This is a genomic window from Pseudomonas sp. P9_31, assembly GCF_034008235.1.
Lineage (GTDB): Bacteria > Pseudomonadota > Gammaproteobacteria > Pseudomonadales > Pseudomonadaceae > Aquipseudomonas.
In genome coordinates this window covers 6,222,604-6,238,922 of record NZ_CP125375.1, presented here as the reverse complement: position 1 = coordinate 6,238,922, position 16,319 = coordinate 6,222,604, and the positions used below count along the sequence as shown (strand labels likewise).

Below are 16,319 nucleotides of genomic sequence, written 5' to 3'. Positions count from 1 at the left end.
GTCGAGTGAAACGAGGCTGCGATCTTTTGATCTGGCTTCCAGCTGCAAGATCAAAAGATCGCAGCCTCGGTTCCCTCGACAGCTCCTGCAACCCCCAAATTTCCGATCCACTGCCAGTTCCCACGGGCGGCGGATTTGTTGCGTCACTGCATTGTCATCTTTCTGTCATACAGGATCGCTAGGGTGTGCGCATGAATGATCTGGCCAACTCCACCATGACTACAAATCCCCCCAAGCGAATTGACTTCAATACGCCTGAGCTGCACCGCAAGCGCCGCATTCGTGCGCTAAAAGATCGCCTGACCCGCTGGTACGTCCTCGTCGGCGGCCTCGCCGTGCTGGGCGCGATCACCCTGATCTTCTTCTTCCTCGCTTACGTCGTCGCGCCCCTGTTCCAGGGTGCCGACCTGACCGCCAAAGACGTCATCACGCCCGCCTGGATGCAAGACGCCGGCAAGCCGCTGATGATTTCCCTCGAAGAACAGAACCAGGTCGCCATGCGGGTTTCCGACAAGGGCCAGGCGTTGTTCTTTGATATCGACAGTGGCGCCGAGCTGCGCCGCGTCGACCTGCCGATTCCGGCCGGCACCAGCGTGACCTCTATCGCTGAAGATCAACCCGGTCATCCATTGGTGGCGGTGGGTTTGTCCAACGGCCAGGTCCTGGTGTTCCGTCACACGTATAAGGTCAGCTACCCGGATGGCAAGAAAACCATCTCGCCGGCTGTTGAATACCCGTACGGCGAAACACCCATCGCGCTGAACGAGGCGGGCGGTGCTCTGGAGCACGTCAGCCTCAACGCTACCGATTCGACACTGATGCTGGCCGGCTCCACCGGTGCGCAGCTGCATGTCATGTCGCTGACCAGCGAAGAAAACATGATGACCGGCGAAGTCACCAACGAGCAGAAGCGCATCGAACTGCCGCAAATGACCGAGCCGGTGAAGAACATTTTCGTCGACCCGCGTCAGCAGTGGCTATACGTGGTCAACGGTCGCGCTCAGGCCGATGTTTTCAGCCTGCGCGACAAGAGCCTCAACGGGCGCTACAAGTTGCTTGAAGACGGTAATGCCGAAGTGACCGCCAGCACCCAATTGCTGGGCGGCATTTCGCTGATCATCGGCAACTCCAAGGGTGGCCTCGCCCAGTGGTTCATGGCCCGCGACCCGGATGGCGAGCTGCGCCTGAAGCAGATTCGTACCTTCCAGATGGGCACTGCGCCGATCGTTGAAATCACCGCCGAAGAACGTCGTAAAGGTTTCGTTGCCCTCGACGCGTCCGGCAAGCTCGGCGTGTTCCACAGCACCGCTCACCGCACCTTGCTGGTGGACCAGGTGGTCGACGGCCAAGGCCTGTTTGGCCTGTCGCCACGGGCCAACCGCGTAATCGTGGAGCAGGGCGGCAAGCTGCAGCCGTTGCTGCTCGACAACCCGCACCCGGAAGTCTCGTGGAGCGCGTTGTGGAGCAAGGTCTGGTACGAGAACTACGACGAGCCTAAATACGTCTGGCAATCGACCGCCGCCAACACCGACTTCGAACCCAAGCTGAGCCTCTCGCCGCTGACCTTCGGTACTCTGAAAGCCGCGTTCTACGCGATGCTGCTGGCCGCGCCACTGGCCGTCGCTGCGGCGATCTACACCGCGTACTTCATGGCTCCGGGCATGCGTCGCAAGGTCAAACCGGTGATCGAGTTGATGGAAGCGATGCCGACGGTGATCCTCGGCTTCTTCGCCGGCCTGTTCCTGGCGCCGTATGTGGAAGGGCATTTGCCCGGCATCTTCAGCCTGCTGATGCTTCTGCCGATCGGCATTCTGGTGGCGGGTTTCGTCTTCAGTCGCCTGCCTGAGTCCATCCGCCTGAAAGTGCCGGACGGCTGGGAAAGCGCGATCCTGATTCCGGTGATTCTGTTTGTGGGCTGGTTGTCGCTGTACATGAGCCCGTACATGGAAACCTGGTTCTTCGGCGGCGACATGCGCATGTGGATCTCCCACGACCTGGGGATTACCTACGACCAGCGCAACGCCTTGGTCGTCGGTCTGGCCATGGGCTTCGCGGTCATTCCGAACATCTACTCCATCGCCGAAGACGCCGTGTTCAGCGTGCCTCGCGGCCTGACCCTGGGCTCCCTGGCCCTCGGTGCCACACCGTGGCAGACCATGACCCGCGTGGTGATCCTCACCGCCAGCCCGGGCATCTTCTCGGCACTGATGATCGGCATGGGCCGTGCGGTCGGTGAAACCATGATCGTGCTGATGGCCACCGGTAACACCCCGGTCATGGAAATGAACCTGTTCGAAGGCCTGCGCACATTGGCAGCCAACGTCGCGGTGGAAATGCCCGAATCGGAAGTCGGCGGCAGCCACTACCGCGTGCTGTTCCTCTCGGCGCTGGTGTTGCTGTTGTTCACCTTCGTCATGAACACCCTCGCGGAACTGATTCGTCAGCGTCTGCGCAAGAAATACTCGTCGCTTTAAGAAAGGTAGAAGTCTGTGAAACAGAACTCCCTGAATGGATGGTTCAAGAGCGGCGCCCCCGGCGTCTGGATCAGCGGTGGCGCGGTGTCCATTGCGGTCATCATGACCATTGGCCTGCTGGCGGTGATTGCCGTGCGCGGTCTGGGTCACTTCTGGCCGGCGGACCTGATCCACGCCAGTTACGACGTGCCGGGCCAGGCCAACCACCTGGTCATCGGTGAAGTGGTGCAGAAGGAAGAAGTGCCACGCGCGCGCCTGAAAACCGCTGGCCTGCCGGTGCCCGATCAGGGTCCGGAGTTCATGACCCGCGAGTTGATCAAGGTCGGCAACCGTGATCTGAACGGCACTGACTTCACCTGGATTGTCGGCGAGTGGCTGACCAACCAGAAGACTCCGCCAGAGCTGATGGCCATCGAGCGTCGCGAGTGGGGCAACTTCTACGGCTACCTGGTCAACGTCAAACAGGATGGCAAGGTCATCGCTGAAGGCGAGGCCGCATGGCCTGAGTTGCAGGCCCGTGTCGAGCGCGTCAACCAGCTCGCTGTGCAGCTCAAGAGCCTGGAAAAAACCGACATCGGCGCGATCAACGCCGGTCTCGAACGTGTGCGTCTGCACGGTCGCAAACTGGAACTGGCCGGCCATCTCGACGCTGCCGCACAAGCGGACCTGGAGTCCGAGCGCGCCGAGTTGAATGCCCGTTATCAGGAAATCGAAGCGCGTCTGAACGATCTGCACACGCAGTTCAACCGTGACAGCCTGACCGCTCGCGACGCGAACGGTAAAGAGATCGAAATCGGCATCGGCAAAGTGGTTCACGCCTACCAGCCGAACGCGATGGGCACCTTCACCAAGATCGGTTTCTACTTCAGCAAGGTCTGGGAATTCCTCAGTGATGACCCGCGTGAAGCCAACACCGAAGGCGGGATTTTCCCGGCGATTTTCGGCACCGTGATGATGACCCTGATCATGGCGATGATCGTCACCCCGTTCGGCGTGTTGGCGGCGGTCTACCTGCGCGAATACGCACGTCAGGGGCCGATGACTCGCCTGATCCGCATCGCCGTGAACAACCTCGCGGGCGTTCCGGCGATCGTTTACGGCGTGTTCGGTCTGGGCTTCTTCGTCTATGTACTCGGCGGTTCGGTTGACCGGTTGTTCTTCCCTGAAGCATTGCCGGCACCGACCTTCGGTACACCGGGCCTGCTCTGGGCCTCGCTGACCCTGGCGCTGCTGGCGGTGCCGGTGGTGATCGTGGCTACTGAAGAAGGTCTGGCGCGGATTCCTCGCACCGTGCGCGAAGGCTCGTTGGCCCTCGGCGCGACCAAGGCCGAGACCTTGTGGAAGATCGTGCTGCCAATGGCCAGCCCGGCGATGATGACCGGCATGATCCTCGCCGTGGCCCGTGCCGCCGGTGAGGTGGCGCCGCTGATGCTGGTGGGTGTGGTGAAACTGGCGCCGTCGCTGCCGGTGGATGGCAACTACCCGTACTTGCACCTGGACCAGAAGATTATGCACCTGGGCTTCCACATTTATGACGTCGGCTTCCAGAGCCCGAACGTCGAAGCCGCGCGGCCGCTGGTGTACGCCACGGCGCTGTTGCTGGTGCTGGTGATCGCCACGTTGAACCTGTCGGCCGTATACATTCGAAACCACCTGCGCGAAAAATACAAAGCGCTGGATAGCTGATTTGAAGCAGCACTGATTTCTATGTGGGAGCGAGCCTGCTCGCGATGGCATCACCGCGGTTTCAGAGTTAAACCGCATTGCCTGAATCGCGAGCAGGCTCGCTCCCACAAAAAATGAACCGAATTTGTTAGCACAGGGAGCCTCCCATGCAGCACGAAGCACACACTCACGGCATCAACATGTCGGCCCTGGGCCGCGACAAACAGAGCCTGAGCCTTGAGCAGGAAACCGTGGCCATCGAAGTGCCGGGCCTGAGCCTGTTCTACGGCGAGAAACAAGCGCTGTACGACGTCAGCATGAACATCCCGAAACAGCGCGTGACCGCCTTCATCGGCCCGTCTGGCTGCGGCAAGTCCACGCTGCTGCGCACCTTCAACCGCATGAACGACCTGGTGGACGGCTGTCGCGTCGAAGGCGCGATCAACCTCTACGGCAACAACATCTACCGCAAGGGCGAGGACGTGGCCGAGTTGCGTCGTCGGGTCGGCATGGTGTTCCAGAAGCCGAACCCTTTCCCGAAAACCATCTACGAAAACGTGGTTTACGGTTTGCGCATCCAGGGCATCAACAAGAAACGCATCCTCGACGAAGCTGTCGAGTGGGCGTTGAAAGGCGCGGCGCTGTGGGATGAGGTCAAGGATCGTCTGCACGAGTCGGCACTCGGCCTGTCCGGTGGTCAGCAGCAACGTCTGGTGATTGCCCGCACCATCGCCGTGGAGCCGGAAGTGCTGCTGCTCGACGAACCGTGCTCGGCACTCGACCCGATCTCCACGCTGAAAGTCGAAGAGCTGATCTACGAACTGAAATCCAAGTTCACCATTGTTATCGTGACCCACAACATGCAACAGGCCGCGCGGGTTTCCGACTACACGGCGTTCATGTACATGGGCAAACTGGTGGAATTCGGCGATACCGATACCCTGTTCACCAATCCGGCGAAGAAGCAGACCGAAGACTACATCACCGGTCGTTACGGCTAGGAAGCCGTTGTTGCTCACTGAACTGACGCTGCGGTCCACCGCACCTTACCGGACGCTCCAAGGACGCCAACATGATTAGTAAAGAAGGCCTTACCCATCACATCTCCCAGCAGTTCAACGCTGAGCTCGAGGAAGTGCGCAGCCACCTCCTGGCCATGGGCGGGCTGGTCGAGAAGCAGGTCAACGACGCCGTCACCGCGCTGATCGAGGCCGACTCCGGCCTGGCCCAGCAAGTGCGTGAGATCGACGACCAGATCAACCAGATGGAACGCAACATCGACGAAGAATGCCTGCGCATTCTGGCCCGTCGTCAGCCGGCGGCGTCGGACTTGCGTCTGATCATCAGCATCTCCAAGTCGGTGATCGATCTGGAGCGCATCGGCGACGAAGCCACCAAGATCGCCCGTCGTGCCATCCAGTTGTGCGAAGAAGGTGAAGCGCCGCGCGGTTACGTCGAGGTTCGCCACATCGGCGACCAGGTGCGCAACATGGTTCGCGATGCCCTGGACGCGTTTGCCCGCTTCGACGCCGACCTGGCGTTGTCGGTGGCGCAATACGACAAGATCATCGACCGCGAATACAAAACCGCGCTGCGCGAGCTGGCCACCTACATGATGGAAGACCCGCGCTCTATCTCGCGGGTCTTGAGCATTATCTGGGTGCTGCGTTCCCTGGAAAGGATCGGCGACCACGCGCGCAATATCTCGGAGCTGGTGATTTACCTGGTGCGCGGCACCGACGTGCGTCATCTGGGCCTCAAGCGCATGAAAGAAGAAGTTGAAGGCACAAGTGCCGAAACCGCTAATGTTCCGGGCAAAGCTGACGATAAGTAAGATTGCCCAAGAAAAGCGCCCGGCCCTTTGGCCGGGCGTTTTTGTTTGCGTGAGGCTCTCGAATTGAAAAGCCGAATTGAAAAACCGAATAGAAAAGCAGCACCCGCGAACGAAAAGTCCCGGCGTGACTGAAGAGTTTTGGCAAAGTGCCATCAGCCAGCGTTATGCTTGCCGGGATTTTTAAAGGGGTGTTGGATGAGCAAGATCAGTGTGTTGGTCGTGGACGATGCGTCGTTCATTCGTGACCTGGTAAAGAAGTGCCTGCGTAACTACTTCCCGGGGATCCGGACCGAAGATGCAGTCAACGGCAAAAAGGCCCAGGCCATGCTGGCCAAGGAAGCGTTCGACCTGGTTCTGTGCGACTGGGAAATGCCGGAAATGTCCGGTCTGGAGCTGCTGACCTGGTGCCGCGAGCAGGACAACCTCAAGACCATGCCGTTCGTGATGGTGACCAGCCGTGGCGACAAAGAGAACGTGGTCCAGGCGATCCAGGCCGGGGTTTCCGGCTATGTCAGCAAGCCGTTCACCAACGAGCAGCTACTGACCAAGGTCAAGCAGGCGCTGAACAAGGTTGGCAAGCTCGACACCTTGATGAACAGCGCGCCAACCAAAATGAACTCGGCGTTCGGTAACGATTCCCTGAGCGCATTGACCGGCGGCAAAGCGGCGGTGGTTGCACCCTCGGCAGCAGTGGTCAACCCGTTCGCTAAACCTGCCGCCGCCGCGCCAGCCCAGGCTGCCGCGCCGTCTCGCGGCCTGCTCAACAACCCGCCGGTCAAGGCGCCTGCCGCTGCCTCCGCATCAGCTGGCGGTCGTGGCCAAGGCCAACTGCGCCTGTCGAGCGGTACTCAGCAATGCGTGATCAAGGCCTTGAGCATCAAGGAAGCGCTGTTGGTGGTGAAACGTACCGACACCTTGCCGCAAGTCCTCGACAACGCCGTACTCGACCTGGAGCAGGGCGACAACGCCGAAACTGCCCGTCTTAACGGCTACCTGCACGCCATCGTCGCCCACGAGCCGAGGCCGGACAGTGAGTGGCTGCAACTGACCTTCCGTTTTGTCGACCAGGATGCGCAGAAGCTTGACTACATCTCCCGCCTGATCGCCCGTGGTACTGCGCAGAAGCATTTCGTTCCTGGCGCGTAATCTTCGCTCCTAAAAGATCGCAGCCTTCGGCAGCTCCTACAGGTGAAACACAATGCCTGTGTAGGAGCTGCCGAAGGCTGCGATCTTTTGTTTTTGCTTTCCGCCCATTTTGAAACATCTGTCGACTACGCAGGTCCACTTCTGCTGCTAGGCTCCTTCCCAGGCCTTACTCGACAGAATCTTGCCCATGCTCGCGCGCCTGCTGTTTTTCTGTGGTCTTTTCATGGCCTCCACCTCGGCTGTGGCCATGACGATCTACAGGTCCACCGACGCCAGTGGCGTGGTCTCTTACAGCGACCGCCCCACCAAAGGCGCGAAGGTGTTCGTTTTTCGGGACCGGATGGTCGAGCGCCTTGAGCGGCAGGTGTACCTCGACATCAAGAAGCAGGGGGGCATGGAGAGTGTGTTCGTGCGTAACGACCTGTATGCGCCGGTCGAGATCGAACTGAGTTTCGACGGGCTGAAGAACGTCAGCGGTGCGCCGAGCCGGCCAATCCGTCGGGTTATGCCGGCGCGCAGTAACCTACGTCTGGCACTGCTCAAGGCGACGAACGCCGGAAGGCCGCTGGTCTACACCCCAAGGTTCGAGTATTCCCTGGGCGACCCCTCAGGGGCCACCATGGCCTATCGATATCCACTGCCTTGGCGTGGCGGGCCGTTTCGGCTGAGCCAGGGCCCTAATGGCCAATACAGCCACTACGGGCCGAAGAACCGTTATGCGATGGACATCGCCATGCCCGAAGGCACGCCGATCATCGCGGCGCGCGGCGGGGTGGTGGTGAAAACCGAGAATGGCCAGACCGGACGCGGCAACGACCCGTCGGGCAATTTCGTGCGGGTGCTGCACGATGACGGGACCATGGGCGTGTACCTGCACCTCAAGAAGGGTTCGGTCAGCGTGCGGGAAGGTCAGCGGGTGACGGTAGGCAGTGCGCTGGCGCTGTCAGGCAACACTGGCAACAGCAGCGGCCCCCACCTGCACTTCGTGGTGCAGCGCAATACCGGGTTGGGGCTGGTGTCGATTCCGTACCAGTTCAATCAACCGGTAGGCGCGTTGCCCAACTTTGCGTTGGGCAAGCAGTGATGGGTTGTCTGGTCTGACGCATTCGCGAGCAGGCTCGCTCCCACAGTTGAACTGCATTCCAATGTGGGAGCGAGCCTGCTCGCGAAGGGATCGACGCGGTTTAAGCCAGTGACGACTTAATCGAGCATCAACACCTTGGCCAAAACAATCTTCGGCCCTTTCATCTTCTTGATGATGATCCGCAAACCTTCGACTTCCAGCACTTCTTCCTCTTCCGGCACCCGTTTCAGGGTTTCGTAGACCAGCCCGGCGAGGGTTTCGGCTTCGATGTGGTCCAGGTCGATACCCAGCAGACGCTCCACCTTGAACAGCGGCGTATCGCCCCGCACCAGCAGCTTGCCTGGCTGATACGCGAGGATCCCGCGTTCGGCCTTGCGGTGTTCGTCCTGAATGTCGCCCACCAGCACTTCCAGCACGTCTTCCATGGTCAGGTAGCCAATGATGTTGCCGTCGGCTTCCTCGACCACGGCGAAATGCGAGCCGCCCTTGCGAAATTGTTCCAGCAGTTGCGACAGCGGCATGTGCCGCGACACGCGCTCCAGCGGCCGGGTCAGTTCGGCGAGGTTGAACGACTCGGGAATGTGGTCCAGGGCGGCCAGTTCCAGCAGCAGATCCTTGATGTGCAGCAGGCCGACGAACTCCTGACGCTCGCTGTCGTACACCGGATAACGGCTGAACTTGTGGCGACGGAACAACGCCAGGATTTCCTTGAGCGGTGCGTTGAACTCAAGGGTGACCAGATCTTCCCGGGAGTTGGCCCAGTCGACCACTTCCAGCTCGCCCATTTCCACCGCCGAGGCCAGTACGCGCATGCCTTGATCGCTTGGGTCCTGGCCGCGGCTGGAGTGCAGGATCAGTTTCAGTTCTTCACGGCTGTAATGGTGCTCGTGGTGCGGGCCGGGTTCACCTTGCCCTGCGATGCGCAGGATCTGGTTGGCGCTGGCGTTGAGCAGGTAAATGGCCGGGTACATGGCCCAGTAGAACAGGTACAGCGGCACGGCGGTCCAGAGCGACAGCAGCTCGGGTTTGCGGATGGCCCAGGATTTCGGGGCCAGTTCGCCGACCACGATGTGCAGGTACGAAATGATGAAGAACGCCGTGAAGAACGAAACCGCCTTGACCACTTCAGCGGAATCTACGCCCACGGCACTCAGCACGGGTTCCAGGAGGTGTGCGAACGCCGGTTCGCCGACCCAGCCCAGGCCGAGGGAGGCGAGGGTGATACCCAATTGGCAGGCCGAGAGGTAAGCATCGAGCTGACTGTGCACGGTGCGCAGGATGTGTCCGCGCCAGCCGTGCTGTTCAGCGATGGCTTCGACCCGGGTCGAGCGCAGTTTGACCATGGCAAACTCTGCCGCAACGAAAAAGCCGTTGAGCAAAACCAGGATCAGAGCAAAAAGAATCATGCCGAAGTCGGCGAATATTGTTGCGAGGGTCAAGCCAGGGGAAGGGTCCATGATGGAGTTTTGCAGGTTCCGTGTATTCGAAAGGAAAGAAAAAAGTGCGCCTGAAGGGCAGGCACAAGTCAGCCAATGTAGCGGCTGACCGGGTGATTGACTAGTGGCGAGTGCTGGCCGGTATCAGTCGGCGGCGCTGATGACGCGGGATTTGGTGACCTGGGCCGGCGCAAAATGACAGGTAAACGTGCTGCCGTGCCCCGGCACACTGCTGATTTCCATGCGTGCCCGGTGGCGCAGCAACACATGTTTGACGATGGCCAGCCCCAGCCCGGTGCCGCCGGTGTTGGAGTTGCGGCTGGAGTCGACGCGGTAGAAGCGTTCCGTCAGGCGCGGCAAGTGTTTGCTGTCGATGCCGATCCCCGAATCCTGCACGCTCAGGTGTGCGCCTTGATCGTCGCCCCACCAGCGAATGCGGATATTGCCTTCGGCGGGGGTGTATTTCACTGCGTTGAACACCAGGTTGGAAAACGCGCTGCGTAGTTCGGCTTCACTGCCCTTGAGCAGAATTGTCGGGTCGGCTTCCAGGGTGATGCGCTGATTGCGTTGACCGGACAGCTGCTGAGCGTCGCTCTTGATCGATTGCAGCAGGCTGTCGATGGACACCGGTTGGTTGTCCGACGGGTAATCGGTGGCTTCCAGTTTGGCCAGCAGCAGCAAATCGTTAAGCAAGGTCTGCATGCGCCCGCCTTGCTGCTGCATCTGCTGCAGGGCACGGCTCCAGCGCGGGTTCACTTCCTCGACATTGTCGAGCAGGGTTTCCAGGTAGCCGCAGATCACCGTCAGCGGCGTGCGCAGCTCGTGGGACACGTTGGCGATGAAGTCTTTGCGCATCTGTTCCAGCTGATGAATACGCGTCACGTCGCGCACCAGCATCAAATGTTCGTTGTTGCCATAGCGGGTGATGTACAGCTGAATGCGCAGGCGATCATTGATCGGCGAAGGAATTTCCAACGGCTCGGCGTAGCTGTTCTGCTCGAAGTATTCCTTGAAGCGCGGATGACGCACCAGGTTGGTCACGGGCTGGCCGCTGTCTTGAGGGGTCTTGAGGCCCAGCAGGGTTTCGGCAGCGCGATTCCACCATTCCAGGTTGCCGTCGCTGTCGAGCATGATCACCGCGTCTTTCAGCGCGGCGGTGGATTCCTGGACCCGGTCGATCACCGCTTGCAAGCGCCCGCGTACCCGTTGGTCACGGCGTTGCAGGTGGTAAATGCTGTCGAATACTTCACCCCACAGGCCGTAGCCGTCTGGCGGTGCTTCATCGGGTTGGTGCAGGCGCAGCCATTCGTGCAGACGCAGCAGTTGCTTGAGGGTCCAGGCCAGGTAAAGGCCCAGGCCCACGGCGAGGCTCCAGCCGTAGTAGCCGGAAATCAGGCCGATCACCAGGCAGGCGGTGACCAGCAACAGCATGTGGCGAATCAGGGTGCCATGCCAGTTTTGGTTCACGAAAAATATGCATCCTTGTCAGCAAGTCTGGCGGTCGGCTCAGGCCTTGGTGGAGAACCGGTAGCCGGTGCCGCGCACGGTTTGTACCAGGTTTTCGTAAGCATCGCCGAGGGCTTTGCGCAGGCGACGGATGTGCACGTCGACGGTGCGCTCTTCAACGTAGACATTGCCGCCCCAGACCTGATCCAGCAATTGGCCACGGGTGTACGCGCGTTCCTGGTGGGTCATGAAAAACTGCAACAGACGGTACTCGGTCGGGCCCATCTCGGCGGGTTTGCCGTCAATGGTCACGCGGTGGCTGATCGGGTCCAGCAACAGGCCGCCGACTTCGATCGGCGCTTCGCCATCGGTCGGGCCAGCGCGTCGCAGCACGGCTTTGAGGCGCGCAACCAGCTCACGGGGGGAAAACGGTTTGGTGATGTAGTCGTCAGCGCCGACTTCCAGGCCCTGGATCTTGTTGTCCTCTTCGCCCTTGGCGGTAAGCATGATGATCGGGATATCACCGGTCAGTTCATCGCGCTTGAGGCGGCGGGCCAGCTCGATGCCGGAGGTGCCGGGCAGCATCCAGTCGAGCAAAATCAGGTCCGGTTTACGGTCGACGATAATGGCATGGGCCTGCTGCGAGTTCTCCGCCTCCAGGCAGTCGTAGCCGGCCATCTCCAACGCAACAGCGATCATTTCGCGAATGGGCGCTTCGTCGTCGACGATCAGAATGCTCCTGCCAACCATGCCTTAATCCTCTTGTCATTTAACTGTCTTGCGCCGCATTAGATAACGGAATTATTGCAGTCGTGTGACAGTATTTTAGCCGCCCTGCGATTGTCGCGATCCTGAACTAAGCTCTAAGTCCAAATCCTGACAACCACAAGAGGAAGGTTTCCATGAATCACATTGCTCAATCCTGGAAGGCCCTGCTGGTCACGGCTGCGCTAACGTTGCCGTCCGTGGCCTTTGCCGCCGAACCGGCCATGATGAAAGACGGCGTGATGGTCGACCACAAGGGTATGACCGTTTACACGTTCGACAAGGACACTGGCGGTAAGTCGATGTGTAATGCCGATTGCGCCAAGATGTGGCCACCGATGATGGCTCCAGCGGGTGCCAAGGCCGAAGGTGGATGGACGATCATCAAGCGTGATGACGGCATGATGCAGTGGGCTTATGACGGCAAGCCGATGTACACCTACAAAATGGACATGAAGCCTGGCGATAAGAACGGCGAAGGTTACAAAGATATGTGGCACATGCCGAAGCACTGACCCGTGTAATCCGCTCCTCGGACTTGGTCACGGGGAGCCTGTAGCAGCTGGCGAAGCCTGCGTTCGGCTGCGCAGCCGAACGCAGCCTGCGGCAGCTGCTATAGTTCAATCGCAGTCAGCGCAACGCGTAGTCCAGCACAATCCCCACGAAAATCGCCAACCCCGCCCAATGGTTATGCAAAAACGCCTGGAAGCAGCGCATCCGGTCCTTGCTGCGGGTGTACCAGAACTCCCACGCAAAACAGCCCGCCGCCACCAGCAACCCAAGGTGGAACCAGCCGCCGAGATGGAATTTCGAACCCGCCAGCAGCAGGCAACCCAACGCCAGGCCTTGCAGGGTCACGATGATCGCCCTGTCGGCGTCGCCAAACAGAATCGCGGTGGATTTCACCCCGATTTTCAAGTCGTCGTCGCGATCAGTCATCGCGTAATAGGTGTCGTAGCCAACCGTCCACAACAAATTGGCGATCCACAGCAACCACGCTGAGGCTGGAAGCTCACCGGTCTGGGCAGTGAACGCCATTGGCATACCCCAGGAGAACGCCGCGCCCAACACCACTTGCGGGTAATAGGTGTAGCGCTTCATGAACGGGTAAGTGAAAGCCAAGGCCAAACCACCCAGCGACAGCCAGACAGTCGTCGCGTTGGTGCACAACACCAACAGGAAACTCACGCCCATCAGCACCGCGAAGAACACCAGGGCTTCTTTTGAACTGATCTTGCCGCTCACCAGTGGCCGTTGCTCGGTGCGTTTTACATGGCCATCGACCTTGCGGTCCGCCCAATCGTTGATCACGCAACCGCCAGCACGGGTCAGCGCCACGCCGAGCACGAAAATCGCAATATTGGCCAATGACGGCGAACCTTCACCGGCAATCCACAATGCCCACAACGTCGGCCATAGCAGCAGATAAATGCCGATCGGCTTGTCCATGCGGGTCAGTTGAATGAAATCCCAGGCCCGTGGATTCAAGCGGTTCAGGGACTTGAGCAGGCTCTGGTACATCAGCAGTTCTCCGGATGGGCGCGGGTGGCGTGCCACAAGGTCGGCAGGAAGATCTCGGCCACCAGCACGCTTAACGCGCCACGGTCGAAACGCGAGCGCCGGCCCCACAGTTCAGGCGCCTGAGCCTCCACCGGCAACCATGCTTGAGGGTAGTGACAAACCTCGATGGCCCGGCGCTGAAACGCCTGATCGCAAAACAGCAATTCGCCCAGGGAGCGGCTGCCCAGCTCGTCCATATGCAAGCCGTCGCCTTGCAACGCGCTACGCGCCGCCACGCTGCGGGCGAATACCCAGGCGTCGCCGTTACCGCGCAAATACACCTCGCGCACCCAGCCTTCGCTGCCCTCGGCCAGCTCCAGTGCGGCACATTCGTCGGCGCGCAGCGGTTGCCAGCCTTCGAACAGCGGCGTGACGCTGAAACCGTCATTCGACAGGCGGATCAAGCGCCGGGTCAGCGACCCTTCATCGAACAGCCAATCGAGCGTAGACGTGTCGGGGAGGGGCGTCAGTTGGCTTTGTGGAAGCCAGAGCGGCGTCGGGGAGGGGGCTTTTGAGTGCGGCACAGTGAGTCATTATTGGCAGCAAATGAGGCGGCGAGCTTACCATGTCAGACGGCGATTTTGATTGATCCGGCCCGCCGTTGCGCCGAACAGGCTTGCATCTGCCGGCCCCGATCAGTACAAAACGCCCTGAGCCGGACGGCAGCGCTTCACTCATCGACCGTTCGCGCCAGCAAAAGCCTGAATCTGAGGAAGTACCTGAATGAAAAAGTGGCAATGTGTGGTCTGCGGCCTGATCTATAACGAAGCCGACGGCTGGCCCGATGAAGGCATTGCGCCGGGTACGCTGTGGCAGGACGTGCCGGAAGACTGGCTGTGCCCGGACTGCGGCGTGGGCAAAATGGATTTCGAAATGATTGAAATCAACTAAGAATCAAAGGAGCAACAAGGAATGAACGCACCTGTCGTGATCGTCGGCACTGGGCTGGCTGGCTACAACCTGGCCCGGGAGTTTCGCAAACTCGATGGCGAAACCCCGCTGCTGTTGATTACCGCAGATGACGGACGCTCCTACTCCAAGCCGATGCTCTCCGCCGGCTTCGGCAAGAATAAAGACGCCGATGGCCTGAGCATGGCCGAACCGGGTGCCATGGCCGAGCAATTGAAGGCTGAAGTGCGCACCCACACGCGCATCAGCGGTATCGATCCGGGCCACAAGCGCCTGTGGATCGGCGAAGAATCGGTGATCTACCGTGACCTGATCCTGGCTTGGGGCGCGGAAACCGTGCGAGTGCCGATCGAAGGTGATGCGGCGGACGCCGTTTTCCCGATCAACGACCTTGAAGACTACGCACGCTTTCGCGCGGCCGCGGCCGGCAAGCGTCGGGTGTTGCTGCTGGGCGCCGGTTTGATCGGCTGCGAATTCGCCAACGACCTGATTCTCGGTGGCTACGAAGTGCAACTGGTTGCCCCCTGCGAACAGGTCATGCCGACCTTGCTGCACCCGGCGGCGGCCGCTGCGGTCCAGGCCGGCCTGGAAAGCCTGGGAGCGCGCTTCCACCTCGGGCCGGTGCTCAATCGCTTGCAGCGAGTGGCTGACGGCCTGGAAGCGCATCTGTCCGACGGCCAAGTCATCCCGTGCGACGTAGTGGTGTCGGCCATCGGTCTGCGTCCGCGCATCGACCTGGCCGCTGCTGCCGGTGTGCAGGTCAATCGCGGCGTGGTGGTCGACCGTCAGCTGAAAACCTCTCACGCCAACATCTACGCCCTGGGCGACTGCGCCGAGGTCGATGGGCTGAATCTGTTGTACGTCATGCCCCTCATGAGTTGTGCGAGAGCGCTGGCTCAGACCCTCGTCGGAAACCCTACGACGGTGAGCTATGGCCCGATGCCGATCACCGTGAAAACCCCGGTTTGCCCATTGGTGGTTTCGCCACCACCACGGGGTGCGGAAGGCGTGTGGACGGTCGAAGGGCAGGGCACGGACATCAAGGTGCTGTGCCGTGACAGTGCCGGCAAATTGCTGGGCTACGCCCTGACAGGCGCGGCGGTGATGGAAAAACTCGCCCTGAACAAAGAGCTTCCGGCTCTGTTGGCGTAAATAGCGGTCGTTCTGTCGGAATCACCCCGTTTTTGCCCCTACAAAGGTCGTGGGGAGACTGGCGCCGCTCTAAAGCGCGTGCCATTCTCACTCCCGTCTGCCGCAGAGTAGAGCACCTGCGGCGCCTTGGGCGCTGTTCCAACGAGAACGGCACGGACATAACAACAAAAAACCGTCAAAGGGGCTTCACTAATGCGTAAACCAGAACTCGCCGCTGCAATCGCGGAAAAAGCAGATCTCACCAAAGAACAGGCCAACCGCGTTCTCAACGCCGTTCTCGAAGAAATCACCGGCGCTCTGCATCGCAAGGATAGCGTCACGCTGGTGGGCTTCGGCACCTTCCTGCAACGCCATCGCGGTGCCCGTACCGGCAAGAACCCGCAAACCGGTGAGCCAGTCAAAATCAAGGCCAGCAACACCGTCGCCTTCAAGCCAGGCAAGTCGTTGAAAGACAGCGTTAATCCGTAACACGCACCGACTACCCGCCTGGCGGGTGAGCGAGATAAAAAATGGGCACGCCAACGAGGTTGGGTGCCCATTTTTTTTGGTTCTTCACGGCCTTGTGCTGGGCTTTGCGCAGGATGCGCCGACTCAGTTGACTGATCCACCCAGGCCTGCTTCCGCCCGTTGCATCAATGACGCGCACCCTCGACCGACCAGCGGTTCAAAGCACTTCTTTTGCAAGTAACGTCGCCGAACTGGTCGAGAATAAACTTCTAGAAACCTCGCAAGCTGAAACGTATCAGCTTCAGAAAAATATCAAATTATGCACAAATGCATTTTTTTCTTGACCCGCAAGATCGAGTCCCTTAAGGTTAATTCGCTGTATGTATATACAGTATTTTTTT

General features: G+C 60.1%; 15 protein-coding genes. 10 read left to right on the top strand and 5 right to left on the bottom strand.

Going from position 1 to position 16,319, the window contains the following annotated elements:
* Window positions 1-440 precede the first annotated feature (440 nt).
* From QMK51_RS28285 to QMK51_RS28260, 6 genes are all read left to right on the top strand, one after another.
* Complete coding sequence (locus QMK51_RS28285) at window positions 441-2,474, top strand: ABC transporter permease subunit (RefSeq protein ID WP_320394578.1); 2,034 nt, start codon at window positions 441-443, stop codon at window positions 2,472-2,474.
* A gap of 15 nt (window positions 2,475-2,489) precedes the next feature.
* Window positions 2,490-4,160, top strand: coding sequence for a phosphate ABC transporter permease PstA (gene pstA, locus QMK51_RS28280; RefSeq protein WP_320392729.1), 1,671 nt, complete (start codon window positions 2,490-2,492; stop codon window positions 4,158-4,160).
* Between the two features lie 146 nt (window positions 4,161-4,306).
* Window positions 4,307-5,140 carry a phosphate ABC transporter ATP-binding protein PstB gene (gene pstB / locus QMK51_RS28275; RefSeq protein ID WP_007934504.1) on the top strand — a complete coding sequence of 278 codons (834 nt, stop codon included), beginning with the start codon at window positions 4,307-4,309 and terminating at the stop codon, window positions 5,138-5,140.
* Between the two features lie 71 nt (window positions 5,141-5,211).
* A complete protein-coding gene (gene phoU, locus QMK51_RS28270) occupies window positions 5,212-5,973 on the top strand; it encodes a phosphate signaling complex protein PhoU (RefSeq protein WP_008073516.1) in 762 nt (253 codons plus the stop codon).
* Between the two features lie 195 nt (window positions 5,974-6,168).
* On the top strand, window positions 6,169-7,119 hold the full coding sequence (locus QMK51_RS28265) for a response regulator (protein ID WP_320392728.1): 951 nt from the start codon (window positions 6,169-6,171) through the stop codon (window positions 7,117-7,119).
* Between the two features lie 187 nt (window positions 7,120-7,306).
* Window positions 7,307-8,203: a peptidoglycan DD-metalloendopeptidase family protein gene (locus QMK51_RS28260; protein ID WP_320392727.1), complete on the top strand. Its 897-nt coding sequence runs from the start codon at window positions 7,307-7,309 to the stop codon at window positions 8,201-8,203.
* A 116-nt stretch (window positions 8,204-8,319) separates the two neighbouring features.
* Here QMK51_RS28260 and QMK51_RS28255 read toward each other — a convergent pair whose 3' ends face one another.
* The 3 genes from QMK51_RS28255 to phoB form a co-directional block, all read right to left on the bottom strand.
* Window positions 8,320-9,660: a hemolysin family protein gene (locus QMK51_RS28255; RefSeq protein ID WP_258698240.1), complete on the bottom strand. Its 1,341-nt coding sequence runs from the start codon at window positions 9,658-9,660 to the stop codon at window positions 8,320-8,322.
* A gap of 123 nt (window positions 9,661-9,783) precedes the next feature.
* Entirely contained in the window at window positions 9,784-11,070 is a 1,287-nt protein-coding gene (gene phoR, locus QMK51_RS28250) for a phosphate regulon sensor histidine kinase PhoR (RefSeq protein ID WP_258700819.1), read from the bottom strand.
* A gap of 75 nt (window positions 11,071-11,145) precedes the next feature.
* On the bottom strand, window positions 11,146-11,835 hold the full coding sequence (gene phoB, locus QMK51_RS28245) for a phosphate regulon transcriptional regulator PhoB (RefSeq protein WP_007896474.1): 690 nt from the start codon (window positions 11,833-11,835) through the stop codon (window positions 11,146-11,148).
* Window positions 11,836-11,987: 152 nt separating this feature from the next.
* On the opposite strand from phoB, the gene QMK51_RS28240 reads away from it, so the two are divergent.
* Window positions 11,988-12,365 (top strand): hypothetical protein, encoded by a 378-nt coding sequence (locus QMK51_RS28240; RefSeq protein ID WP_320392726.1) that lies wholly within the window; start codon window positions 11,988-11,990, stop codon window positions 12,363-12,365.
* A gap of 115 nt (window positions 12,366-12,480) precedes the next feature.
* On the opposite strand, the gene ubiA is transcribed toward QMK51_RS28240, so the two are convergent.
* Together ubiA and QMK51_RS28230 are read right to left on the bottom strand one after the other, a co-directional pair.
* A complete protein-coding gene (ubiA, locus tag QMK51_RS28235; RefSeq protein WP_320392725.1) occupies window positions 12,481-13,371 on the bottom strand; it encodes a 4-hydroxybenzoate octaprenyltransferase in 891 nt (296 codons plus the stop codon).
* On the bottom strand, window positions 13,371-13,934 hold the full coding sequence (locus QMK51_RS28230) for a chorismate--pyruvate lyase family protein (protein ID WP_258698237.1): 564 nt from the start codon (window positions 13,932-13,934) through the stop codon (window positions 13,371-13,373). The genes ubiA and QMK51_RS28230 overlap by 1 nt, the downstream gene beginning before the upstream one ends.
* A gap of 199 nt (window positions 13,935-14,133) precedes the next feature.
* Between QMK51_RS28230 and QMK51_RS28225 the strand changes: the two genes are divergently transcribed.
* The 3 genes from QMK51_RS28225 to QMK51_RS28215 all read left to right on the top strand — a co-directional run bounded on the left by QMK51_RS28225 (window position 14,134) and on the right by QMK51_RS28215 (window position 15,939).
* Window positions 14,134-14,301 carry a rubredoxin gene (locus tag QMK51_RS28225; RefSeq protein ID WP_237885215.1) on the top strand — a complete coding sequence of 56 codons (168 nt, stop codon included), beginning with the start codon at window positions 14,134-14,136 and terminating at the stop codon, window positions 14,299-14,301.
* 21 nt (window positions 14,302-14,322) lie between these two features.
* Entirely contained in the window at window positions 14,323-15,471 is a 1,149-nt protein-coding gene (locus QMK51_RS28220) for an NAD(P)/FAD-dependent oxidoreductase (protein ID WP_320392724.1), read from the top strand.
* 192 nt (window positions 15,472-15,663) lie between these two features.
* Window positions 15,664-15,939 (top strand): HU family DNA-binding protein, encoded by a 276-nt coding sequence (locus QMK51_RS28215; RefSeq protein WP_003213368.1) that lies wholly within the window; start codon window positions 15,664-15,666, stop codon window positions 15,937-15,939.
* The last annotated feature ends 380 nt before the right edge of the window (window positions 15,940-16,319 follow it).

Excerpts from the sequence above, each read along its gene's own strand:
- phoB (WP_007896474.1), bottom strand. The coding sequence starts at position 11,835 with ATGGTTGGCAGGAGCATTCTGATCGTCGACGACGAAGCGCCCATTCGC.
- QMK51_RS28265 (WP_320392728.1), top strand. The coding sequence starts at position 6,169 with ATGAGCAAGATCAGTGTGTTGGTCGTGGACGATGCGTCGTTCATTCGT.
- QMK51_RS28220 (WP_320392724.1), top strand. The coding sequence starts at position 14,323 with ATGAACGCACCTGTCGTGATCGTCGGCACTGGGCTGGCTGGCTACAAC.
- ubiA (WP_320392725.1), bottom strand. The coding sequence starts at position 13,371 with ATGTACCAGAGCCTGCTCAAGTCCCTGAACCGCTTGAATCCACGGGCC.
- pstB (WP_007934504.1), top strand. The coding sequence starts at position 4,307 with ATGCAGCACGAAGCACACACTCACGGCATCAACATGTCGGCCCTGGGC.
- QMK51_RS28225 (WP_237885215.1), top strand. The coding sequence starts at position 14,134 with ATGAAAAAGTGGCAATGTGTGGTCTGCGGCCTGATCTATAACGAAGCC.
- phoR (WP_258700819.1), bottom strand. The coding sequence starts at position 11,070 with ATGCTGTTGCTGGTCACCGCCTGCCTGGTGATCGGCCTGATTTCCGGC.
- QMK51_RS28215 (WP_003213368.1), top strand. The coding sequence starts at position 15,664 with ATGCGTAAACCAGAACTCGCCGCTGCAATCGCGGAAAAAGCAGATCTC.
- phoU (WP_008073516.1), top strand. The coding sequence starts at position 5,212 with ATGATTAGTAAAGAAGGCCTTACCCATCACATCTCCCAGCAGTTCAAC.
- QMK51_RS28285 (WP_320394578.1), top strand. The coding sequence starts at position 441 with ATGCAAGACGCCGGCAAGCCGCTGATGATTTCCCTCGAAGAACAGAAC.
- QMK51_RS28240 (WP_320392726.1), top strand. The coding sequence starts at position 11,988 with ATGAATCACATTGCTCAATCCTGGAAGGCCCTGCTGGTCACGGCTGCG.
- QMK51_RS28260 (WP_320392727.1), top strand. The coding sequence starts at position 7,307 with ATGCTCGCGCGCCTGCTGTTTTTCTGTGGTCTTTTCATGGCCTCCACC.
- QMK51_RS28255 (WP_258698240.1), bottom strand. The coding sequence starts at position 9,660 with ATGGACCCTTCCCCTGGCTTGACCCTCGCAACAATATTCGCCGACTTC.